20 protein-coding genes are annotated in these 22136 nt (G+C 67.3%); 17 read left to right on the forward strand and 3 right to left on the reverse strand.

The genetic code is table 11. The features are described 5' to 3' along the window. Positions 1–55: 55 nt before the first annotated feature. The 6 genes from ACFPOB_RS00555 (at position 56) to ACFPOB_RS00580 (ending at position 7731) form a co-directional block, all read left to right on the forward strand. Positions 56–2245: a primosomal protein N' gene (locus ACFPOB_RS00555; protein ID WP_377795042.1), complete on the forward strand. Its 2190-nt coding sequence runs from the start codon at positions 56–58 to the stop codon at positions 2243–2245. A gap of 257 nt (positions 2246–2502) precedes the next feature. Beyond that, complete coding sequence (locus ACFPOB_RS00560; protein WP_377795044.1) at positions 2503–3075, forward strand: F0F1 ATP synthase subunit delta; 573 nt, start codon at positions 2503–2505, stop codon at positions 3073–3075. Continuing rightward, on the forward strand, positions 3075–4607 hold the full coding sequence (atpA, locus tag ACFPOB_RS00565) for a F0F1 ATP synthase subunit alpha (protein ID WP_377795045.1): 1533 nt from the start codon (positions 3075–3077) through the stop codon (positions 4605–4607). Before ACFPOB_RS00560 ends, atpA begins: the two co-directional genes overlap by 1 nt. Before the next feature lie 99 nt (positions 4608–4706). Next, on the forward strand, positions 4707–5576 hold the full coding sequence (locus ACFPOB_RS00570; RefSeq protein WP_377795047.1) for a F0F1 ATP synthase subunit gamma: 870 nt from the start codon (positions 4707–4709) through the stop codon (positions 5574–5576). Positions 5577–5704: 128 nt separating this feature from the next. Beyond that, a complete protein-coding gene (atpD, locus tag ACFPOB_RS00575) occupies positions 5705–7165 on the forward strand; it encodes a F0F1 ATP synthase subunit beta (RefSeq protein WP_377795048.1) in 1461 nt (486 codons plus the stop codon). 152 nt (positions 7166–7317) lie between these two features. Next, positions 7318–7731 (forward strand): F0F1 ATP synthase subunit epsilon, encoded by a 414-nt coding sequence (locus ACFPOB_RS00580; protein ID WP_092158983.1) that lies wholly within the window; start codon positions 7318–7320, stop codon positions 7729–7731. Between the two features lie 173 nt (positions 7732–7904). Here the strand turns inward: ACFPOB_RS00580 and ACFPOB_RS00585 are convergent, their stop codons facing one another. Beyond that, a complete protein-coding gene (locus ACFPOB_RS00585; protein ID WP_377795051.1) occupies positions 7905–8780 on the reverse strand; it encodes an HpcH/HpaI aldolase/citrate lyase family protein in 876 nt (291 codons plus the stop codon). Positions 8781–8853: 73 nt separating this feature from the next. On the opposite strand from ACFPOB_RS00585, the gene ACFPOB_RS00590 reads away from it, so the two are divergent. From ACFPOB_RS00590 to creD, 9 genes are all read left to right on the forward strand, one after another. After that, positions 8854–10593 carry a serine/threonine dehydratase gene (locus tag ACFPOB_RS00590; protein WP_377795053.1) on the forward strand — a complete coding sequence of 580 codons (1740 nt, stop codon included), beginning with the start codon at positions 8854–8856 and terminating at the stop codon, positions 10591–10593. Continuing rightward, a complete protein-coding gene (locus ACFPOB_RS00595; protein ID WP_377795054.1) occupies positions 10590–11318 on the forward strand; it encodes an aspartate/glutamate racemase family protein in 729 nt (242 codons plus the stop codon). Before ACFPOB_RS00590 ends, ACFPOB_RS00595 begins: the two co-directional genes overlap by 4 nt. A gap of 75 nt (positions 11319–11393) precedes the next feature. Continuing rightward, entirely contained in the window at positions 11394–12455 is a 1062-nt protein-coding gene (locus tag ACFPOB_RS00600) for a MaoC family dehydratase (protein ID WP_377795056.1), read from the forward strand. A 178-nt stretch (positions 12456–12633) separates the two neighbouring features. Then, the gene (sdhC, locus tag ACFPOB_RS00605) at positions 12634–13026 is read left to right on the forward strand and encodes a succinate dehydrogenase, cytochrome b556 subunit (RefSeq protein ID WP_092158971.1); all 393 of its coding nucleotides are present in this window, start codon (positions 12634–12636) and stop codon (positions 13024–13026) included. A gap of 11 nt (positions 13027–13037) precedes the next feature. Further along, positions 13038–13430 (forward strand): succinate dehydrogenase, hydrophobic membrane anchor protein, encoded by a 393-nt coding sequence (gene sdhD, locus ACFPOB_RS00610; RefSeq protein WP_377795058.1) that lies wholly within the window; start codon positions 13038–13040, stop codon positions 13428–13430. A 2-nt stretch (positions 13431–13432) separates the two neighbouring features. Further along, positions 13433–15265 (forward strand): succinate dehydrogenase flavoprotein subunit, encoded by a 1833-nt coding sequence (sdhA, locus tag ACFPOB_RS00615; RefSeq protein WP_377795059.1) that lies wholly within the window; start codon positions 13433–13435, stop codon positions 15263–15265. A gap of 1 nt (position 15266) precedes the next feature. Then, positions 15267–15542, forward strand: a complete 276-nt coding sequence (locus ACFPOB_RS00620) for a hypothetical protein (protein ID WP_377795061.1) — start codon at positions 15267–15269, stop codon at positions 15540–15542. Between the two features lies 1 nt (position 15543). Further along, entirely contained in the window at positions 15544–16329 is a 786-nt protein-coding gene (locus ACFPOB_RS00625) for a succinate dehydrogenase iron-sulfur subunit (RefSeq protein ID WP_377795063.1), read from the forward strand. A gap of 261 nt (positions 16330–16590) precedes the next feature. Then, positions 16591–18009: a cell envelope integrity protein CreD gene (gene creD, locus ACFPOB_RS00630; RefSeq protein ID WP_377795064.1), complete on the forward strand. Its 1419-nt coding sequence runs from the start codon at positions 16591–16593 to the stop codon at positions 18007–18009. Positions 18010–18012: 3 nt separating this feature from the next. Here creD and ACFPOB_RS00635 read toward each other — a convergent pair whose 3' ends face one another. Together ACFPOB_RS00635 and ACFPOB_RS00640 are read right to left on the reverse strand one after the other, a co-directional pair. Further along, positions 18013–19257, reverse strand: a complete 1245-nt coding sequence (locus tag ACFPOB_RS00635; protein ID WP_377795066.1) for an NAD(P)/FAD-dependent oxidoreductase — start codon at positions 19255–19257, stop codon at positions 18013–18015. Next, positions 19254–20039, reverse strand: coding sequence for a glutamine amidotransferase (locus ACFPOB_RS00640; RefSeq protein ID WP_377795068.1), 786 nt, complete (start codon positions 20037–20039; stop codon positions 19254–19256). Before ACFPOB_RS00640 ends, ACFPOB_RS00635 begins: the two co-directional genes overlap by 4 nt. 250 nt (positions 20040–20289) lie before the next feature. Here ACFPOB_RS00640 and ACFPOB_RS00645 point away from each other — a divergent pair, with 250 nt between their 5' ends. Further along, a complete protein-coding gene (locus tag ACFPOB_RS00645; protein ID WP_377795070.1) occupies positions 20290–20931 on the forward strand; it encodes a TetR/AcrR family transcriptional regulator in 642 nt (213 codons plus the stop codon). A 15-nt stretch (positions 20932–20946) separates the two neighbouring features. Further along, positions 20947–22131: an efflux RND transporter periplasmic adaptor subunit gene (locus tag ACFPOB_RS00650; protein WP_377795072.1), complete on the forward strand. Its 1185-nt coding sequence runs from the start codon at positions 20947–20949 to the stop codon at positions 22129–22131. The last annotated feature ends 5 nt before the right edge of the window (positions 22132–22136 follow it).

Genomic DNA, 22136 nt, shown 5'->3' on the forward strand with positions numbered 1-22136 from the left:
AACCGGCGGCGACTGCTGCCGGCCAGCGCCGCGAATCAGTGCTAGAGACGGGCGCATGGACGATGCGCTCGACGAGGGGCAGGGCGGTGGCGGCACGGTCGAGGTGCTGATCCCGCTTGGCCTCGACCAGGCCTATAGCTATGCCGTACCGTCGGGGCTGAAGCTTGCGCCGGGCGATGTCGTACAGGTACCGCTTGGGCCACGCGAGACGGTCGGTGTCGTCTGGGAGGCCGGCTCCGGCCGCGGCGGCAACCTCAAGAAAGTCGTCGCCAAGCTCGACATGCCGCCGCTCGATCCGGCCCTGCGCAAGCTGGTCGACTGGGTCGCCTGGTACACGCTCGCCGCCAAGGGGTCGGTGCTGGCGCTTGCCTTGAAGCGTCCGCCCGACGACACCCCGGAACGGCCCAAACTCGGAGTGCGATTGGCGGGTGCACCGCCGGCGCGGATGACGCCGGCCCGCGCCCGCGCCATCGCCGCCGCCGAAGGCGGGCTGCTGATCGGCAAGTCAGCGCTGGCCGAGGCAGCCTCGGTCAGTACGGCGGTGATCGATTCCCTCGTCGATGCCGGCACGTTCTGCGTCGAGCCGTTACCGCAGGAGGCGATCGCGGCCCGGCCCGATCCCGATCATGCCATACCGCAGCTCTCATACGACCAGCGCGCGGTCGGCGATGCGCTCGCCGATCTGGTGCGCAAGCAGTCCTGGCAGGTCGCGCTGCTCGAAGGCGTCACCGGCTCCGGCAAGACCGAGGTCTATTTCGAGGCCGTCGCCGAGGCGATCCGCCTCGGGCGCCAGAGCGTGATCCTGATGCCGGAGATCGCGCTGACCGCGCAGTTCATCGATCGCTTCGAGGCGCGCTTCGGCGTCCGGCCGGGGCTGTGGCATTCGGCCGTGAGCGGGCGCCGGCGCGAGCGGCTGCAGGCGGCAATCGCCAGGGGCGAGGCGCTGGTCGTCGCCGGTGCGCGCTCGGCCCTGTTCCTGCCCTACCGGGACCTCGGCCTGATCATCGTCGATGAGGAGCACGAGGCCGCCTACAAGCAGGAGGACGGCGTCGCCTACCATGCTCGCGACATGGCGGTTGTGCGCAGCAAGATCGAGAACGCGCCGGTGGTGCTGGCCTCGGCGACACCCTCGCTGGAGACGCGGGTCAACGCCGAGCGCGGCCGCTATCTCCATCTGAAGCTGCCCGAGCGCTATGGCGGGCGCGAATTGCCCACGCTCGGCCTAGTCGACCTGCGCAAGGACAAGCCGGAGCGCGGGCGCTGGCTCTCGTCGCAGCTGATCAAGGCGGTCGAGGCCAATCTCGAGGCGAAGGAGCAGTCGCTGCTCTTCCTCAACCGGCGCGGCTATGCGCCGCTGACGCTGTGCCGCGACTGCGGCCACCGTTTCCAATGTCCGAACTGCTCGGCCTGGCTGGTCGACCATCGCTTCCGGCGGGCGCTGGTCTGCCATCATTGCGGCCATGTCGAGCGCCGCCCGCATGAATGTCCCGCCTGCCACCAGCCCGAAAGCCTCGTCGCCTGCGGGCCGGGCGTCGAGCGCCTGGCCGAGGAGGTTGCGACCCAGTTCCCGCAGGCGCGCTCGATCGTGCTGTCCAGCGATTTTCCGGGGGGAACCGAGCGCCTGAAGCAGGAGCTGATGGCGGTGGCCGAGGGCGAGTTCGACATCGTCATCGGCACGCAGCTCGTCGCCAAGGGCCACAACTTTCCGGGCATGACACTGGTCGGCGTGATCGATGCCGATCTCGGCCTGACCTCGGGCGATCCGCGTGCCGCCGAACGCACCTTCCAGGTGCTCAGGCAGGTAACGGGCCGGGCCGGGCGCGGCGAGAAGCCGGGGCGGGCACTGCTGCAGACCCATGACCCCAGCCATCCCGTGCTGAAGGCACTGGTCTCCGGCGATCCCGAGCGCTTCTATGCGGCCGAGACCGCGGCGCGCGAGGCCGCCGGCCTGCCGCCCTTCGGCCGGCTCGCCGGGCTGATCGTCTCGGCGAATTCGCAAGGCGAGGCCGAGACCCATGCGCGGGCGCTGGCGCGTTGCGCCGAGGCGCCGGCCGGCGTCGCCGTGCTCGGGCCGGCCGAGGCGCCGCTCGCCATCCTCCGTGGGCGCCATCGCATGCGGCTCATCGTTAGGACAGCGCGCGAGATCAATCTGCAGGATTACCTGCGCGCCTGGCTGAAGCGGGCGCCTCGGCCGAAGGGCTCGGTCAGGGTCGCGGTCGATGTCGATCCGCAAAGCTTCCTTTAGCCGGATTCAGGCCGGACGGCCGTGTGGGCCGTCGCAATGTGCATCCTCTGCTTCTTTCGACCGCATCCAAAGCATGAGAGGCGGGTATTTCGTCGGTTGCGCACCCCGAAACCCCATGCTATCGCACCGCCGCAATCCAAGCGCCGCAAGCCCTGGAATAGGTTTGTCGCGCGCTTGATCATCGCAGCGTCGGGGCCGTGCACTCCACCTTCGCCAGAAGGTCGCCGGAGCGGTCCCCTGGAAGAGAGAGCGAGAGCGTGGCCGAGGGCGGATCGCAGGAACAGTCCCCAGTCTCGGGCGTGGCCGAGCGTTACGCAACGGCACTGTTCGAGCTGGCCAGCGAGGCCGGTGCGGTCGACGCCGTGGCCAAGGATCTCGACGGCTTCGCCGCGATGATCGCCGAGAGTGACGATCTCAAGCGCCTGATCGAGAGCCCGGCTTTCTCGGCGCAGGACCAGGTCTCCGCCATCACCGCGCTCACCGCCAAGGCCGGCATCGCCGGACTTGCCGCCAACTTCATCGGCTTCGTCGCCAGCAAGCGCCGCCTGTTCGCGCTGCCGGGCATGATCCGCGCCTTCCGCGCCAAGGTCGCCGAGGCCAAGGGCGTCGTCAGCGCCGAGGTCACGCTGGCCGAGGAGCCCTCTGCCGCCCAGCTCAAGGACATCACCGCCGCCCTCAAGGAGGTCGCGGGCAAGGATGTCGACGTCTCGCTCAAGGTCGACCCGGCCATCATCGGCGGTCTCGTCGTCAAGATGGGCTCGCGCATGGTCGATGCGTCCCTGAAAACCAAGCTCAATTCTATTCGTCTTGCCATGAAAGAGGTCGGCTGATGGACATCCGCGCCGCTGAAATCTCCGCTATCCTGAAGTCGCAGATCTCGAACTTCGGCTCGGAAGCCTCGGTCACCGAGGTCGGTCAGGTTCTCTCCGTCGGTGACGGCATCGCCCGCGTCTACGGCCTCGACAAGGTTCAGGCCGGTGAGATGGTCGAGTTCGAGACGGGCGTGCGTGGCATGGCCCTCAACCTCGAGAGCGACAATGTCGGCGTCGTCATCTTCGGCTCCGACCGCGAGATCAAGGAAGGCCAGACCGTCAAGCGCACCGGCGCCATCGTCGACGTGCCCGTCGGCAAGGAGCTGCTCGGCCGCGTCGTCGATGCGCTCGGCAACCCGATCGACGGCAAGGGCCCGATCAAGTCGGCCCAGCGCGCCCGCGTCGACGTCAAGGCCCCCGGCATCATCCCGCGCAAGTCGGTGCACGAGCCGATGGCGACCGGCCTCAAGGCGATCGACGCCCTGATCCCGATCGGCCGCGGCCAGCGCGAGCTGATCATCGGCGACCGCCAGACCGGCAAGACCGCCGTGGCGCTCGACGCGATCCTGAACCAGAAGCCGCTCAACGTCGAAGGCGCGCCGGAGAGCCAGAAGCTCTACTGCGTCTACGTCGCCGTCGGCCAGAAGCGCTCGACCGTCGCCCAGCTGGTGAAGGTGCTCGAGGAGCGCGGCGCGATGGAGTACTCCATCGTCGTGGCGGCCACCGCCTCCGACCCGGCCCCGATGCAGTTCCTGGCGCCGTTCGCCGGCTGCTCGATGGGCGAGTATTTCCGCGACAACGGCATGCACGCCGTGATCATCTATGACGACCTGTCGAAGCAGGCCGTCGCCTATCGCCAGATGTCGCTGCTGCTGCGCCGCCCGCCGGGCCGCGAGGCCTATCCGGGCGACGTGTTCTATCTCCACTCCCGCCTGCTCGAGCGCGCCGCCAAGATGGGCGACGCCGCCGGCAACGGCTCGCTGACGGCGCTGCCGGTCATCGAGACCCAGGCCAACGACGTCTCGGCCTACATCCCGACCAACGTGATCTCGATCACCGACGGCCAGATCTTCCTGGAGACTGACCTGTTCTACCAGGGCATCCGCCCGGCGGTGAACGTCGGCCTCTCGGTCTCGCGCGTCGGCTCCTCGGCCCAGACCAAGGCGACCAAGAAGGTCGCGGGCAAGATCAAGGGCGAGCTCGCCCAGTATCGCGAGATGGCTGCCTTCGCCCAGTTCGGCTCGGACCTCGACGCCGTCACCCAGCGCCTGCTCAACCGCGGCGCCCGCCTGACCGAGCTCCTGAAGCAGCCGCAGTTCTCGCCGCTGAAGATGGAAGAGCAGGTCGTGGTGATCTATGCCGGCGTCAACGGCTATCTCGACCCGCTCCCGGTCAGCAAGGTGCGCGCTTTCGAGGACGGGCTGCTCTCGCTGGTCCGCAGCAAGCACACCGACCTTCTGAACGAGATCGGCTCCTCGAAGGACCTTTCGGACGCGAACGCCGCGAAGCTGAAGGGGATCGTCGAAGGCTTCGCCAAGTCCTTCGCCTGATCATTGCGAGCGCAGCGAGGCAATCCAGCCCCGCTGCGCGCCAGTTCTGGATGCTTCGTCGCTGCGCCCTCGCAATGACGGATAGGGGATCAAGACCGGATGCCGTCCCTTAAGGACCTACGCAACCGCATCGCCTCGGTGAAGGCGACGCAGAAGATCACCAAGGCCATGCAGATGGTCGCGGCGGCGAAGCTGCGCCGCGCGCAGACCGCGGCCGAGGCGGCCCGTCCCTATGCCGAGCGCATGGAAGCGGTGCTGGCCAACCTCGCCGGCGGCCTCGCCAATGGCAGCGCGCCGCGCCTGATCGCCGGCACGGGCTCGGACAAGGTCCAGCTGCTCGTCGTCTGCACGGCCGAGCGTGGCCTGTGCGGCGCCTTCAACTCCTCGATCGCCCGTCTCGCCCGCGACAAGGCGAACGCGCTCAAGGCCGAAGGCAAGACGGTCAAGATCATCTGCGTCGGCAAGAAGGGCTATGACATCCTGCGCCGGCAGTTCGCCGCGGATATCATCGAGCTTGTCGACCTGCGCGCCTTCAAGCAGCTCGGCTTCGCCAATGCCGAGACGATCGCGCAGAACATCCTGACGCGCTTCGCCGCCGGCGAATTCGACGTTGCGACGCTGTTCTTCTCGAAGTTCAAATCGGTGATCTCGCAGATCCCGACGGCGCAGCAGATCATCCCGGCCGAGATCCCGGCCGGCGCCAAGACGACCGACGCGGTCTACGACTACGAGCCGGAAGAGAGCGAGATCCTCGAGACGCTGCTGCCGCGCAACCTGACGGTTCAGGTGCTGCGGGCCTTGCTCGAGAACGCCGCCTCCGAGCAGGGCGCGCGCATGTCCGCCATGGACTCCGCCACGCGCAATGCCGGCGAGATGATCAAGAAGCAGACGACGATCTACAACCGCTCGCGTCAGGCGATGATCACCAAGGAACTGATCGAGATCATCTCCGGCGCGGAAGCGCTGTAGTTTTTGAAGAGAGAGAGCATGATGTCGGCCGGAAACCGGTGCCCACTTTTCGGCATCATGCTCTAACCGCCTAAATTCAGGCCGGCGTGCCGGCCCACCCGACACGCTTCGCATCCGAGGTTCGAACCATGGCCAAAGCCGCTACCAAGACCAAGACCGACAAGCCCGCCAACACCGGCACCGGCCGCGTTTCGCAGGTCATCGGCGCCGTCGTCGACGTGCAGTTCGACGGCACTCTGCCAGAGATCCTGAACGCGCTCGAGACCACGAATCTCGGCAACCGTCTCGTCCTCGAGGTCGCCCAGCACCTCGGCGAGAACACCGTCCGCACCATCGCCATGGACTCGACCGAAGGTCTGGTCCGCGGCCAGGAGGTCACCGACACCGGTGCCCCGATCGCGGTTCCGGTCGGTGACGAATGCCTCGGCCGCATCATGAACGTCATTGGCGAGCCGGTCGACGAGGCCGGCCCGATCAGGACCACCGCCACCCGCGGCATCCACCAGCCGGCTCCGTCCTATGCCGAGCAGGCCACGGACGCGCAGATCCTGGTCACCGGCATCAAGGTCGTCGACCTCTTGGCGCCTTACGCCAAGGGCGGCAAGATCGGCCTGTTCGGCGGCGCCGGCGTCGGCAAGACCGTGCTGATCATGGAGCTGATCAACAACGTCGCGAAGGCCCATGGCGGCTATTCGGTGTTCGCCGGCGTCGGCGAGCGCACCCGCGAGGGCAACGACCTCTATCACGAGATGATCGAGTCGGGCGTGAACAAGAAGGGCGGCGGCGACGGCTCGAAGTGCGCCCTCGTCTACGGCCAGATGAACGAGCCGCCGGGCGCTCGCGCCCGCGTCGCGCTGACCGGCCTGACCGTCGCTGAAGACTTCCGCGACAAGGGCCAGGACGTGCTGTTCTTCGTCGACAACATCTTCCGATTCACCCAGGCCGGCTCGGAAGTGTCGGCGCTGCTGGGCCGCATCCCGTCGGCGGTCGGCTATCAGCCGACGCTCGCCACGGACATGGGCAACCTGCAGGAGCGGATCACCACCACCAACAAGGGCTCGATCACCTCGGTGCAGGCGATCTACGTGCCGGCGGACGACCTGACCGACCCGGCGCCGGCGACCTCTTTCGCGCACCTTGACGCCACGACCGTGCTCTCGCGCTCAATCGCGGAAAAGGGCATCTACCCGGCGGTCGACCCGCTCGACTCGACCTCGCGCATGCTCTCGGCCGCCATCGTCGGCGAGGAGCACTACGCGGTGGCCCGTCAGGTCCAGCAGATCCTCCAGCGCTACAAGGCCCTGCAGGACATCATCGCGATCCTGGGCATGGACGAGCTCTCGGAAGAGGACAAGCTGGCCGTCGCCCGCGCCCGCAAGATCGAGCGTTTCCTGTCGCAGCCCTTCTTCGTCGCCGAAGTCTTCACCGGTTCGCCGGGCAAGCTCGTCGCGCTCGAGGACACGATCAAGGGCTTCAAGGGCCTGGTCGAGGGCAAGTACGACCACCTGCCGGAAGCCGCCTTCTACATGGTCGGCTCGATCGAGGAAGCGATCGAGAAGGCCCAGCGCCTGGCTGCTGAGGCGGCGTAAGTTTCACGGGCCATCCCGGCCGGCATCGGTCGGTCGGGGGGCGTGACACGCGTCTTTCCCGGGCTTGTCCCGGGAATCTCTGGACGAGAAGACACTGGTTTCAGAGATGGTCGGGTCAGGCCCGACCATGACGAGCCTGGAGAGATTTTACGATGGCCACCTTCACATTCGAACTCGTCTCGCCGGAGCGCATCCTGTTCTCGGGCGACGCCGTCAGCGTCATCGTGCCGTCGGTCGAGGGCGAGATGACCGTGCTCGCCGGTCACGCCCCGGTCGTTGCCGTGCTGAAGCCGGGCATCGTCCTGGTCCAGACCGACTCCAGCAACGGTAAGGAATTCTTCGTCTCGGGCGGCCTCGCCGAGGTCAACGCGACGAGCGTCACCATCCTGGCCGAGCAGGCCCGCTTCCTTGAGGACGTCGACACCGCCGTCCTCGACGCGGAAATCCTGACCGCCGAGACCCGCCATGCCGGCTCGCATGACGAGGCCGAGAAGAAGCGCCTGCACGACCAGCTCGTGCAGCTGCGGGAGTTCAAGGGCGTGTTCGAGCAGCGCAAGGCGGCTTGAGCTCAGCTCGTCGGACAGACTTGAAAAGGCCGGGAGCTCGCTCCCGGCCTTTTCGTTTCTACATGGCGCTTCACCGTCATTGCGAGGAGCGAAGCGACGAAGCAACCCAGGGGATGCGGAACTCTACGTCTCCTGGATTGCTTCGCTGCGCTCGCAATGACGGCCAGTCGTGATCAGGCTGCGATCGCCTCGGCCAGCGCCACCACACGCTTGGCCATTTCCGCGTGCAGGCGCTCGACCATGCGGCCGTCGAGCTGGATCGCGCCCTTATTGGCGTTCTCAGGCTCGTTGAAGGCCGAGATGATGGCGCGGGCACGCGTCAACTCGCTCTCCTCCGGCGCAAAAACCGTATTCGCCAGGGCGACCTGATTGGGATGGATCAGGGTCTTGCCGTCGAAGCCGAGATCGCGGCTCTGCTCGCATTCGGCCTTGAAGCCGGCCTCATCCTTGAGATCGTTGTAGACGCCGTCGATCACGTCCACGCCATGGGCGCGTGCGGCGAGGATCGCCGTGGTCAGCCAGGGCAGCATCGGCGCACGGCCCGGGACGAAGCGGGCGCGCGTCTCCTTGGCGAGGTCGTTGGTGCCAAGGATGAAGCAGGCGAGGCGGGTCGAGGGATCGCGGGCGGCGCGCGCGATCCTCTCGCAATCGAGGATGGCGAGCGGCGTCTCGATCATCGCCCAGACCCGCGTCTCCGGCTTGGCCCAGAGCCCGGTCAGGCGATGGCCGATCTCGACCAGGGTCTCGGGCGAGGAGACCTTGGGGATCAGGATCGCGTCGGGGGCAGCCTCCGTCGCGGCGGCGAGGTCGGCGTCGAACCAGGGCGTGTCGATGCCATTGGTGCGGATGACCAGCTCGCGCCGGCCATAGCCGCCGGCCTTCACGGCGGCGCAGACCTGCTCGCGCGCCAGGTCCTTGGCGTCGGGGGCGACCGCGTCCTCGAGATCCAGGATCAGCGCGTCAGCGGCGATCTCGCGGGCCTTTTCGAGGGCGCGGGCATTGGAGCCGGGCATATAGAGGACGCTGCGGCGCGGACGGATGTCGGTCATAGTGTTCTCCGGATTGAGGGTCGCCGGGTTCGCTGCAGTGCACACTAAGCTGCGCCGCAATGCAATGTCAGTTGTGCGAAAGACGGATGACGGGACGGTGATGGGCTGGATTGCCGGGGTCGATGGCTGCAAGGCGGGCTGGATCGCGGCCTTCGCCGAACTTTCAGGGACGGAAGCGCCCTTCTTGCGCGTCATTCCGCGCTGGGACGATCTGCTTGCCGGCCCACTTGTGCCGGAGCTGATCGCAGTCGACATGCCGATCGGCCTGCCGGACCGGATCTCCGGATCGGGACGTGGGCCGGAGCAGGCGGTGCGGGCGCTCCTCGGCGAGCGGCAATCCTCGGTATTCTCGATCCCTTCGCGCAGCGCCGTCCATGCGGCCGATTATGCCGAAGCCTGTCGGCTGGCGCTGGAGACATCCGAGCCGCCGCGCAAGGTCTCGAAGCAGGGCTTCCATCTGTTCCCGCGCATCCGCGAGATCGACGCGCTGCTGCGGGCCGAGCCGGATTGGTGCACGCGCATCTATGAGACGCATCCGGAGCTCGCCTTCGCGACCATGCGCGGCGCGCCGCTGCTGCACCCGAAGAAGATCAAGAGCGTGGTCAACCCGGCCGGCATGGCCGAGCGCCGCGCTTTGCTGCTGGCGGCCGGGCTGCCGGAGGCAATCGTGCATGCCAGACCGCCGCGCGGCGCCAGGGCCGACGATGCGCTCGATGCGCTCGCAGCGCTGGTCGTCGCCCGGCACATTGCCGGCGGGCGTGGCAGGCCCTTCCCCGATCCACCGGGACGCGATAGCCAAGGTCTACCGATCGCGATCTGGACCTATGTCGCGGATCGCTCCCTCGTCCAGGATACCGCCATGACTGAGAAGCCTGTTCCGCGCTCGATGATCGAGGCTGCGGCTGATCGCATTGCCGGCCATGCCCGCACCACCCCGGTGATGCGGCTCGGCACCGGCGCCTTCGGCTCGCGCGCCGATGTCTCGCTCAAGCTCGAAAGCCTGCAGCATGCCGGCTCGTTCAAGACGCGCGGCGCCTTCAACAATCTGCTTTCGCTCGATGTGCCGGCCGCAGGCGTCGCCGCCGCCTCGGGCGGCAATCACGGCGCCGCCGTCGCCTATGCCGCCGGCAAGCGCGGCGTGAAGGCGACGATCTTCGTGCCGGAGATCTCGCCGGCCGCCAAGATCGAGGCGATCCGCCGCTTCGGCGCCGAGGTCCGGATCGGCGGCGCGCAATATGACGACGCTCAGGCCGCCTGCGACAAATTCGTCGCCGAGACCGGGGCACTGAAGATTCATCCCTTCTCGGCCAAGGAGACGATCGCCGGCCAGGGCACGCTCGGGCGCGAATGGCACAAGCAGGAGCCCGATCTCGACACGGTGCTGGTCGCAGTCGGCGGCGGCGGGCTGATCTCGGGCATCGCCGCCTGGTTCGCCGGTTCCAGCGTCAAGGTCGTCGGCGTCGAGCCGGAAGGCTCGCGGGCGCTGCAGGCGGCGCTCGAGGCGAAGGCGCCGGTGACGGTGACCGTCGCCTCGGTCGCGGCCGATTCGTTGGGGGCCCGCAATGTCGGCCAGCTGGTCTATGACGTGTGCAAGGATGCGGTCGACCATGTCGCTCTGGTCCCGGATGCGGCGATCACCGAGGCCCAAGCGCTGCTCTGGCGCGATTTCCGCCTTGCGGTGGAGCCCGGCGGCGCAGCGGCGCTCGGTGCGCTGATCGCGGGCTCCTACAAGCCGCAGCCCGGCGAGCGCCTCGGCGTTCTCGTCTGCGGCGCGAATGTCGACCTGACTAAGCTGGTCGAGATCACGGCATGAGCAAGCGAGGCATCGCGAGGGGCGGCAAGGCGGTCTATGGCGCGCCGCTCGGCGTGCTGATGCTTGAGGCGCGCTTTCCGCGCATCTTCGGCGACATGGGCAATGCCGCGACCTGGCCCTTCCCGGTGCTCTATCGCGTCGTCTCCGGGGCGAGCCCGGAAAAGGTGGTGCTGAAGGGAGCGGCCGGGCTGCTCCCCGATTTCGTCGTCGCGGCGCAGGAGCTGGTCCGGCTCGGCGCCGAGGCGATCACCACCAATTGCGGCTTCCTGTCGCTGTTCCAGCAGGAGCTTGCGGCGGCTGTCGGCGTCCCCGTCGCGACCTCTTCGCTGATGCAGGTGCCTTGGGTGCAGGCGACCCTGCCGCCCGGCAAGCGCGTCGGCCTCGTCACCGTCTCGGCGGCGACGCTGACGCCGGAGCATCTCACGGCGGTCGGCGTCCCCGCCGAGACGCCGGTGACCGGCACCGAGAATGGCCGCGAATTCTTCCGCGTGCTGATCAAGGCGGAAAAAGAGGAGATGGATATCGATCTCGCCGAGCAGGACGTAGTCGAGGCGGCGCTACGGCTGGTCGCTGCACATCCCGAAGTTGGCGCGATCGTGCTCGAATGCACCAACATGCCGCCCTATACGGCGGCGGTACAGGTGGCGACCGGGCTGCCAGTCTACGACATCTATTCGATGATCACCTGGTTCCATGCCGGCTTGAGACCGCGCGACTTCCGGTAGCCTTCGACTTCGGACCAGCTTTACGGCGGGCCGCGCCGCAGCGCACAATGAAGGCCCGTCGCGAGAGCCAGGCCGATGTCCGAGATTGCCAGCAAGACCAACACCGGCCGCTTCTTCGAGGACTTCCGACTCGGCGAGACCATCGTCCACGCGACGCCGCGTACGGTCACGGTCGGCGACGTCTCGCTCTATACCGCGCTCTATGGATCGCGCTTCGCCGTGCAATCCTCCGACGCCTTCGCCAGGGCGATCGGCTATCCCGTCGCGCCGGTCGACGACCTCCTGGTCTTCCATATTGTCTTCGGCAAGACCGTGCCGGACATCTCGCTCAACGCGGTCGCCAATCTCGGCTATGCCGATGGCCGTTTCCTCAAGCCGGTCTTCCCGGGCGACACGCTCTCCACCACCTCCGAGGTGATCGGGCTGAAGCAGACCTCGGGCGGCGATGCCGGCATCGTCTATGTCCGCTCGATCGGTCGTAACCAGCACAATGAGATCGTGTTGAGCTATGCCCGCTGGGTCCTGGTTCGCAAGCGCCAGCCGGGTACCCCTGCTGCGTTCGAACTGGTGCCGGAACTGCCGAAGGCCGTCGCGCCGGAGGCGCTGGCCGAGGGCTGCCCGCCGCTGCATCCCGCCGCCTATGACGACGCGCTCGCCGGCTCGCCCTTCCGCTGGGGCGATTACCGTGCGGGCGAGCGCATCGACCATGTCGACGGCATGACTGTCGAGGAGGCCGAGCACCAGCTCGCGACCAGGCTCTATCAGAATACCGCCAAGGTGCATTTCGACGGATATGGCGCGCGCGAGACCCGTTTCGGCAAGCGCCTGATCTATGGCGGCCACGTCATCAGCCTGGCGCGGGCTTTGTCCTTCAACGGGCTCGGCAACGCCTTCCACATCGCGGCGATTAATGCTGGCCGGCATGTCTCGCCGCTGTTCGCCGGTGACACCGTTTTTGCCTGGAGCGAGGTGCTCGAGGCGGCCGAGGTGCCCGGACGCGAGGATGTCGGGGCGCTGCGCCTGCGCCTCGTCGCGACCAAGAATCTGCCCTGCAACGAGCATCCGCTCAAGCATGCCGATCAGTACGCCGACGGCGTGATTCTCGATTTCGACTATTGGGCGTTGCTGCCGCGCTGACCACCCGGACGCGGTTAGGATATGCAGCGGCGCAGAAAGTTACAGCTTTCAATTTCTGTAATTGCCCTGTTGCCTGCCGCATTGCGACATGGGGACAGTTTCGTTAGAGAGCCATTCACTCTAGAACGATACCAAGCGATCTTCGCTTCGTGAGCTTGAAGGGTCGGGAGTTCAAGACTTGGCCGAATCCAGACCGGCGGCGCGCCCGCTTTCCCCGCATCTGCAGATCTATCGCTGGTCCTGGACCATGGCGGCGTCGATCGCCCACCGCGCCACCGGCGTGGCGCTCTATGGCGGCACTTTGCTGATTGCGCTCTGGCTCATCGCCGCCGCCTCGGGCCCGGCCGCTTACGAAACGGCGCAGTGGATCGCGGGCTCGATCCTCGGCCGGCTCGTGCTGTTCGGTTACACCTTCGTGCTGCTGCACCATATGGTCGGCGGCCTGCGCCATTTCGTCTGGGATCTCGGCCACGGCTTCGACCCGCAGACCCGCACGAACCTGGCGAAGTACAGTGTCGTCGTCTCCGGCGGGCTCACCGTGCTCGTCTGGATCATCGTCCTGACGCGCTGAGGAACACGACAATGCTTTCCAACTCCTCGATGCGCACCCCGCTTGGCCGCGTCCGCGGCCTCGGTTCGGCCAAGTCCGGCACCGGGCATTTCTGGCTGCAGCGCGTCACGGGCGTCGCCAACCTCATCCTGACGCTCGCTTTCCTGTGCGTCGTGATCTCGCTGATCGGCAAGCCCTATGGCGCGGCCATCGCGGCGCTGTCGAACCCGATCGTTGCGATCCTGATGCTGCTCTTCGTCGTATCAGGTGCGGTCCACATGCGCCTTGGCATGCAGGTGGTCATCGAGGACTACGTCCATCACGAGGGGCTGAAGCTCGTCGCCGTGATGGCCAACACCTTCTTTGCGATCGCCGTCGGCGCCGCCTGCGCCTTCGCGCTCCTGAAGATCTCGTTCGGAGGCTGATCATGGCGATCACCCGCGCCCGCCCGGTCCCGGCCTATACCGGCCAGGCCTACCCCATCACCGACCACACCTTCGACGTCGTCGTCGTCGGCGCCGGCGGCGCCGGGCTTCGCGCCACGGTCGGCTGCTCGCAGGCCGGCCTGCGCACCGCCTGCATCAGCAAGGTGTTCCCGACCCGCTCGCACACCGTCGCGGCCCAGGGCGGCGTCGCCGCCTCGCTCGGCAATATGGGCAAGGACACCTGGCAGTGGCACATGTACGACACCGTCAAGGGGTCGGACTGGCTCGGCGACCAGGACGCGATCGAATATCTCGTGCGCAACGCGCCGGCCGCCGTCTACGAGCTCGAGCACTGGGGCGTGCCGTTCTCGCGCACCGAGGACGGCAAGATCTATCAGCGCCCCTTCGGCGGCATGACCACCGATTTCGGCAACGGTCCGCCGGCCCAGCGCACCTGCGCCGCCGCCGACCGCACCGGCCACGCCATGCTGCACACGCTCTATGGCCAGGCGCTGCGCTACAACACCGAGTTCTTCATCGAATACTTCGCCATCGACCTGATCATGGACGAGGATGGTCATTGCCGTGGCGTGATCGCGCTCAAGCTTGATGACGGCACGCTGCACCGCTTCCGCTCGCAACAGACGATCCTTGCGACCGGTGGCTATGGCCGCGCCTATTTCTCGGCAACCTCGGCCCATACCTGCACCGGCGACGGCGGCGGCATGGTGCTGCGCGCCGGCCTGCCGATGCAGGATATGGAGTTCGTGCAGTTCCACCCGACCGGCATCTACGGCTCGGGCTGCCTGATCACCGAGGGCGCCCGCGGCGAGGGCGGCTACCTCACCAATTCCGAGGGCGAGCGCTTCATGGAGCGCTACGCTCCCTCGGCCAAGGACCTCGCCTCGCGCGACGTCGTCTCACGCTCGATGACGATGGAGATCCGGGCCGGCCGCGGCGTCGGCAAGGACAAGGACCACATCTACCTCCACCTCGACCATCTCGACCCGAAGATCCTGCACGAGCGCCTGCCCGGCATCTCGGAGAGCGCCAAGATCTTCGCCGGCGTCGACGTCACCCGCGAGCCGATCCCGGTGATCCCGACCGTGCACTACAACATGGGCGGCATCCCCACGAACTTCCACGGCGAGGTGCTGACCAAGGTCGACGGCGATCCCGACCGGGTCGTGCCCGGCCTGATGGCGATCGGCGAAGCCGCCTGCGTCTCCGTGCACGGCGCCAACCGCCTCGGCTCGAACTCGCTGATCGACCTCGTCGTCTTCGGTCGCGCCGCGGGCCTGCGCTGCGCGGAGACGGTCAAGGCCGGCGAGAAGCAGCCGGAGCTGCCGGCGAATTCGGCCGATCTCTCGCTCACCCGCCTCGACAAGTACCGCCATGCCAAGGGCGGCACGCCGACCGCGGTGCTGCGCGACAAGATGCAGCGGACGATGCAGTCCGATTGCGCGGTTTATCGGACCGGCGAGACGCTCGAAGCCGGCCACAAGGCGATCCACGAGGTCTGGGCCGGCATCACCGACATTGGCACGACGGATCGCTCGTTGATCTGGAACTCGGACCTGATCGAGACGCTGGAGTTCGAGAACCTGATCACCCAGGCGGTGGTCACCATGGACTCGGCGCTGCAGCGTCCGGAGAGCCGCGGCGCCCATGCCCGCGAGGACTATCCGAACCGCGACGACAAGGACTGGATGAAGCACACGCTCGCCTGGATCGATGACGAGAAGCGCACCGTCACGCTCGACGACCGGCCGGTGCACACCTACACGCTCTCGAACGACATCGAATACATCAAGCCGAAGGCGCGGGTGTATTGAGATGATTCAGCGGGCGCAAAAAGCCCTTGCCGGATGCGCTTGGATTCTTGGCATCGGACTGGTTTGCGCAATGTTCGCTGGAAACGTCAGCGCTCTCTTGGGAGAGGTCTTCTTCCCCCTCCCATATCCTCTTGATGAGGGTCCAGAGCAGGCGCTTCGCTTTGAAGTTTATTCCAATATCGGGACTGCTGGCTTTGTCATTGGCGGCGTGGGCGGCTTTCTCATTTTCTCGGTGCGGTCTCGGAAACGCGCACGCCAGTCGATGAAGGCGATCTGATATGGCTGAATTCACGCTCCCGCAGAACTCCCGCCTGACCGAGGGCAAGGCCTGGCCGAAGCCGGCCGGCGCCAAGAAGGTCACCGAGTTCAAGATCTATCGCTGGAACCCGGACGACACCGCCAATCCGCGCACCGACACCTATTATGTCGATCGCGACGATTGCGGGCCGATGGTCCTCGACGCCCTGATCTGGATCAAGAACAAGGTCGACCCGACGCTGACCTTCCGGCGCTCCTGCCGCGAGGGCATCTGCGGTTCCTGCGCCATGAACATGGACGGCAAGAACGGCCTCGCCTGCACCACCGGCATCGATGAGTGCGGCGGCAAGGGCAAGGTCGCGATCTACCCGTTGCCGCACATGCCGGTGGTCAAGGATCTCGTCCCCGACCTGACCCGCTTCTACGCCCAGCACGCTTCGATCGAGCCCTGGCTCAAGACCACGACGCCGGCGCCCGAAAAGGAATGGAAGCAGGCCAAGGACGACCGCGAGAAGCTCGACGGCCTCTATGAGTGCATCCTGTGCGCCTGCTGCTCGACCTCGTGCCCGAGCTATTGGTGGAATGGCGATCGCTATCTTGGCCCCGCCGCGCTGCTGCAGGCCTATCGCTGGCTGATCGACTCGCGCGACGAGGCCACCGGCGAGCGCCTCGACGATCTCGAGGACCCGTTCCGGCTCTATCGCTGCCACACCATCATGAACTGCGCCAACGCCTGCCCGAAGGGCCTCAACCCGGCCAAGGCGATCGCGGAAGTGAAGAAGATGATGGTGGCAAGGCAGGTCTGAGCCTGCTGCTTGCAGGGCGTCATGCTCGGGCCTGACCCGAGAATCTCAGGCCGGCGGAGGTTCCGGTTGGCGCCTTCCCGTCATGAGATTCTCGGGTCTGCGCTGCGCTTCGCCCGAGAATGACGCTGGGGCCTCGGCAGAGCCAAAGTCTTTACCCCAATTCCGCCGCCGATTTCGCCGGTTTCAGCCTCGACTCGATCACGCCCGCGACAAGACGCCGCGCTCTCTTCGTGACGCAAAGTCACTGCATGAGGGCGAATCATGTCGCAAGAGCACGGGCAACAGACCGAGAGCAAGCCTGAACCGCCGGTCTTGTCGCTCGGCATTTCGCCGAGGCGGTTCGGGCGCAGTCCCGGCCTGAAATTCTTCGTCATCGGCTTCCTGGCGCTGTTGCTGCTGATTCCGCTGATGTTCGTCTCCAGCCTGCGCGGCGAGCGCTCGGCCACCGCAAATCAGGCTGCACGCGAGATCGGCGAGGCCTGGGGCCGCGAGCAGATCGTCGGCGGGCCGGCGCTGCTGGTGCCCTATCTGGTTCCGCCCAAGACCGCCAATGCCGCGCCGACGCGTGAGGTCGCGGTGTTCCTGCCCGACGATCTCCAGGCCTCTTCGGAGGCGCAGACCGAAATCCGGCGACGCTCGATCTTCGACGTGCCGGTCTATCGCAGCAAGGTCGCGCTGAATGCGCGCTTCCTGCCGCCCGATTTCACGGCGATCACCTCCGAGACAGTGCAGCCGCTCTGGAACGAGGCGGTGCTCGCCGTCGGGGTCGGCGATGTCCGCGGCCTGAAGAACCGGGCCATGGCGCAAATCCGCGACGGAGCCGCGATCGAGTTCGAGCCGACGCTGGGCGCCGGCATCCGCGACGGCAACGGCATTCATGCCGCCTTGCGCGGCATCGACCTGACCAGGCCGCTTTCGGTCGAGGTCGGGCTCGACCTCAACGGCTCGCGCAGCCTGTCGATCGTGCCGCTGGCCAAGAACAGCGCGCTCCGGATGAGCTCGAACTGGCAGCATCCGAGTTTTTCCGGCGCGCATCTGCCGGATGACCGGGTGATCGACGCCAACGGCTTCTCGGCCTCCTGGCGGGTTTCGCATCTGGCGCGCAACCTGCCGCTCGCCTTCACCCATGACAAGCGTGCCGACGTGACCTTTCTCGCCGGCGCTGTCGGCGCCCGCTTCTACCAGCCGGTCGATCTCTACCAACTCGTCGAACGCGCCATCAAATACGGCATCCTGTTCGTCGGCGCGGTCTTCCTGGCCGTGTTCGGGCTGGAATTGGTGGCGCGCGACAACCTCCATGCCGTCCAGTACACGCTCGTCGGCTTCGCGCTGGTGCTGTTCTACGTGCTGCTGCTGTCGCTGGCCGAGCATCTCGGCTTCCTGACCGCCTATCTCGCGGCGGCCGCGGCGACGACGGCGCTGATCGCGCTCTATATCGGCCTCGTCCTGCGCAGCTTTGCGCGCGGCGCGGTCTTGGGGCTGATCCTCGCGACCGGCTATGGGCTGGTCTACGCGCTCTTGAAATCCGAGGATTTCGCCCTGCTGGCGGGGGCGATCGGCGCCTTCATCGCGCTGACGGCACTGATGCTCGGTACAGCCAGGGTCAACTGGTCCGGCCTTGGTGACAATGTGGCCAAGCCTGTCACCAACGAGCCGGCGCGGCCGGGCGCGCCAGCGTGAGGTTCAGGAGAGGTAGCGGCCCGGCGCGAAAGGCGCCGGGTCGGCCGGAGCCGGTTCGCCGCACACCAGGGCGGCCAGGATCTCCCCCGTCACGGGCCCGGTCGAGAAGCCGATATGCTGGTTGCCGAAAGCGAGCCAGAGACCGGGATTGCGCGGCGCCTCGCCGATCATCGGCAGCGAATCCGGCAAGGTCGGGCGCGAGCCGCGCCAGGTGGTGTCCTCGGCCGGCTCGGTGAGCGGGAAAGCCTCGCGCGCCCGCGGCAGCACTTGCTCGATCTGGGCATGGTCGTCGGGGGCATCGCGATGGGCGAGCTCGACGCCGCTGGTCAGGCGCAGGCCGCGCTCCATCGGCGCCAGCATGTAGGACGCTTCGACATCGTAGATCGGGCGGTTGAGGAAGCGCCCCTGCGCCGGCTGGTAGTGACGATGATAGCCGCGCTCGACATTGAGCGGCACTTTGAGGCCGAGGGGCCGCAGCAGATCGGCGCTCCAGGGGCCGAGCGCGACGACCGCGAGATCGGCGTCGTACTGCGCACTTTTTGTGGTGACGCGCCAGCCTTCGCCCTGCTTCGACAGGCCGGTGACCTCGTGGCGCAGGACCGTGCCGCCGCGGGCGGCGAACAGCGCGGCATAGGCCTCGACCACGGCGCCCGGCCAGTCGACCGAAGCACTGTCCTTGTGCAGGAGGGCGGCCGAGAAGATCGGGTTCAGGCTCGGCTCCAGAGCCGACAGCGCCTGGCGATCAAGCGCCTCGACGCGCACGCCGTGATCTTCGAGGAAGGTCCGGCGCGCCTCGGCGGCGGCCCGGCCTTCCTCGCTGCGCCAAAGTTCGAGGAAGCCGGTGTCGCGCAGGCGCCAGGCGATGCCGGCCTCGGTCATCAATCGCTTGTGCAGCGGCAGGGAAGGGGCGATCAGGCTCTCCAGCGCCGCGACGCGGGGGGCGAGACGGTCCGGCTTGGCCTCGCTGAGGAAGCCGAGGATCCAGCCGGGATTGGCCAGGAGATGGCCAAGCCGGTAGCGCACGGCCGCATGCCGGTTACCGAGATATTTCGGCAGGTTCTTCCACAGGCCGGGATTGTTGAGCGGCATGATCGAGGAGCGGCTGATCACGCCGGCATTGCCATAGGAGGTCTCGCGGCCGGGCTCGCGCCGGTCGACAAGCGTCACCTTGAGGCCCCGCTTCTGCAAGGCGAGCGCGCAGGAAACGCCGACCATGCCGGCGCCGAGAACGATGACGCTGCGAGTCACGCGGTGCGATCCTGCTCGGCCGGCTCTTTCAGCCAGTGATCGAGGAAGCGGTCGAGCCAAGCACGCACGGGTGGGTCGTACTGGTACCAGCCAGCGAGGTGCTGGTGGCGCAACTGCGCGCCCGGCATCAGCGTGCGCTCATGGGCGCGCACCGACCAGCGGCACATCATCGCCAGCGTCACCTCGGGGTGGAACTGCAAACCGTAGGCCTTGCGGCCGACGCGGACGGCCTGGACCGGGAAATCGCCACCGGTCGCCAGGCATTCGGCTCCCGTCGGACAGTCGAAGCCCTCGCGGTGCCACTGATAGACCGTGTCCGGCCAGATGCAGCCGGTCGCCGTGGCGTCGGCATGGCCGGCTTCCGTCAGGCTGAGCGGGTAGTAGCCGATCTCGGCCCGGCCTTCGGCATGGGTATAGACGGTCGCGCCGAGATGGCGGGCCAGCATCTGGGCGCCGAGGCAGAGGCCGAGAAAGGGCGAGTCCTCCTTGAGGCAGACGCCGATCCAGTCGGTCTCAGCCTTGACGAAATCATCGGGATCGTTGGCGCTCATTGGCCCGCCGAAGATCACCGCGCCGGCATGGTCCTGCATGGTCTGCGGCAACGGGTCGCCGAAACGCGGCTTGCGGATATCGAGGGCGTGGCCGCGCTCGGCGATCAGGCGGCCGACGCGGCCGGGCGTCGAATGCTCCTGATGCAGCACGATCAGAACGGGCTTGCGGGGAGGCAAGCTGTCGAGGCGGGTGCGGCGACGGGACGGGAAGCGATAGGACAGATCGTTCATCGCGATGGTCGGTTGCGCTCCCGAGGCCGGATTCCCGCGCCGGTGACGCTTAAAATGCGGTTTGCCGGCCCGTGCTGCAAGCAAATTGTAAGCCAGGGTCGGCATGGCAGAGGTCAGCGCCGTGCATGCTTGGTGCAATCTTCCATCAATAATCGACCCCACAATGCAACCCGCAGTAATGATCCAGGTTGACTTCCGAACTGGCTTGAGGCATGAGAATGAACATTCATTCTCGTCGTTCAGAAGAAGCATGTCACAGGTCGTCACCCCCTTCTCGGCCGAGCACACCCTGTCGGAGCGTCATGTCCGCATTCTCGATGCGGCCGAACGCGTCTTCGCGCGCGCCGGCTTCCATGCGGCGACGATGAACGACATTGCGGTCGAAGCCGGGATGAGCCCGGGCAATCTCTACCGCTACTTCGCCTCGAAGGACGCGATCATCGCCGGCATCAGCGAACGCGACCGCATGGAGATCGCGGCCGACTTCGCCGGCCTCGATCCGAGCAAGGGAGGGCTGCTCGACCAACTCGAGGAACTCGGTCGCCAGCATATGGTGCGCAAGCCGCGCGAAAAGGCGATCATCGCCCTGCAGATCTGGGCGGAAGCGGCGCGCACGGCCGAGATGGCACAGATTTGCGCCAGCTTCGACGAGGTGGTCGAGCAAGGCCTCGGCGCCGCCGTCGCGGCGGCTGTGGGAAGTGGCGAGCTGCCGAGCAATCTCGATCAAGCGCGTTTTCTGATGGCCCTGTTCATGATGGCGGACGGCTTCTTCTGCCGGCGCGCCGTCGATTCGAATTTCGACGCCGCCGCCGGCGCCGAAGCCCTGATCGCCGCGATGCGGGGACTGGCGCAGACCATGCTGCTGCCGCCCGCTGGCGAGCCAACCTGCTAGAGACGAAGCCAGACCATGCCCGTATCGTCCAAGACCCTGATCCTGCTGCCGCTGATCGCGCTCATCTGCGCGCCCGCGGTGGCATTCGCCCAGGCTCCGGCCTCCGCGGCTACGACGCAGCAGCCCTCCACAGGGCCGGCCATCACGGTCACCAACGCGAAGCGCGACGAGATCGTGCAGAGCGTCGTCGTCTCCGGCTCGATGGTCGCGCGCGACGAGGTGCTGGTGACGCCCGAGGTCGATGGCTTCGTCATCACCGAGCTGCTTGCCGAAGAGGGCGACCGCGTCGCCGCCGGCCAGGTGCTGGCCAAGCTGTCCCGCACCACGCTCGAAGTGCAGCGGGCCCAGAACGAGGCGCAGACCGCCAAGGCGCAGGCCGCGATCGACCAGGCCAAGGCGCAGATCGTCGAGGCCGAAGCCAATCTCGTCCAGGCCAACAACGCTTTCGACCGCACCAAGGCGCTGCGCGACAGCGGTAATGCCAGCCTGGAGACCTTCGACCAGCGCGCCGCCGTGGCCCGCGGCAGCCAGGCGCGGCTGAACTCGGCCAAGCAGGCGCTGGCGATGGCGCAGGCCGACCTTGCGCTGTCGCAGGCGCAAGGCCGCGACATCGAGGTCAGGCTGGCGCGCACCGAGATCAAGGCGCCGAAGGCCGGCATCGTCAGCCGCCGCAATGCTCGCCTCGGCGCAATGGCGACGATGGCGGCGGCCGAACCGCTGTTCAAGATCATCGCCGACGGCGCGATCGAGCTCGAAGCCGACGTCGCCGAGGTCGAACTGGTCAATCTCAAGCTCGGGCAGGCGGTCGCCGTCACGCCGGCCGGCTCCGACAAGCCGCTCGCCGGCCAGATCCGGCTGATCTCGCCGGAGGTCGACCGGGCCTCGCGGCTCGGCAAGCTGCGCATCTCGCTCACCGGCAATCCGCCGGTCGCCGTCGGCTCCTTCGCCCGCGGCGTGATCGAGACCGGCCGCAAGACCGGGATCGTGCTGCCGCTGTCGGCGATCACCTATGCCCGCGGCGGCGCCATGGTGCAGGCCGTCAGGGACGGGCGGGTAACGACGACCAAGGTCACGCTCGGCCTGATCGGCGGCGGACGCGCCGAGATCGCCTCCGGCCTCGCGGAGGGCGAGAGCGTGGTGGCGCGCGCCGGCACTTTCGTGCGCGACGGCGACGTTATCACGCCGATCGCGGCGAACTGACGGGA

Origin of the sequence: Allobosea eneae (assembly GCF_042657265.1) — a bacterium.
Lineage (GTDB): Bacteria > Pseudomonadota > Alphaproteobacteria > Rhizobiales > Beijerinckiaceae > Allobosea > Allobosea eneae.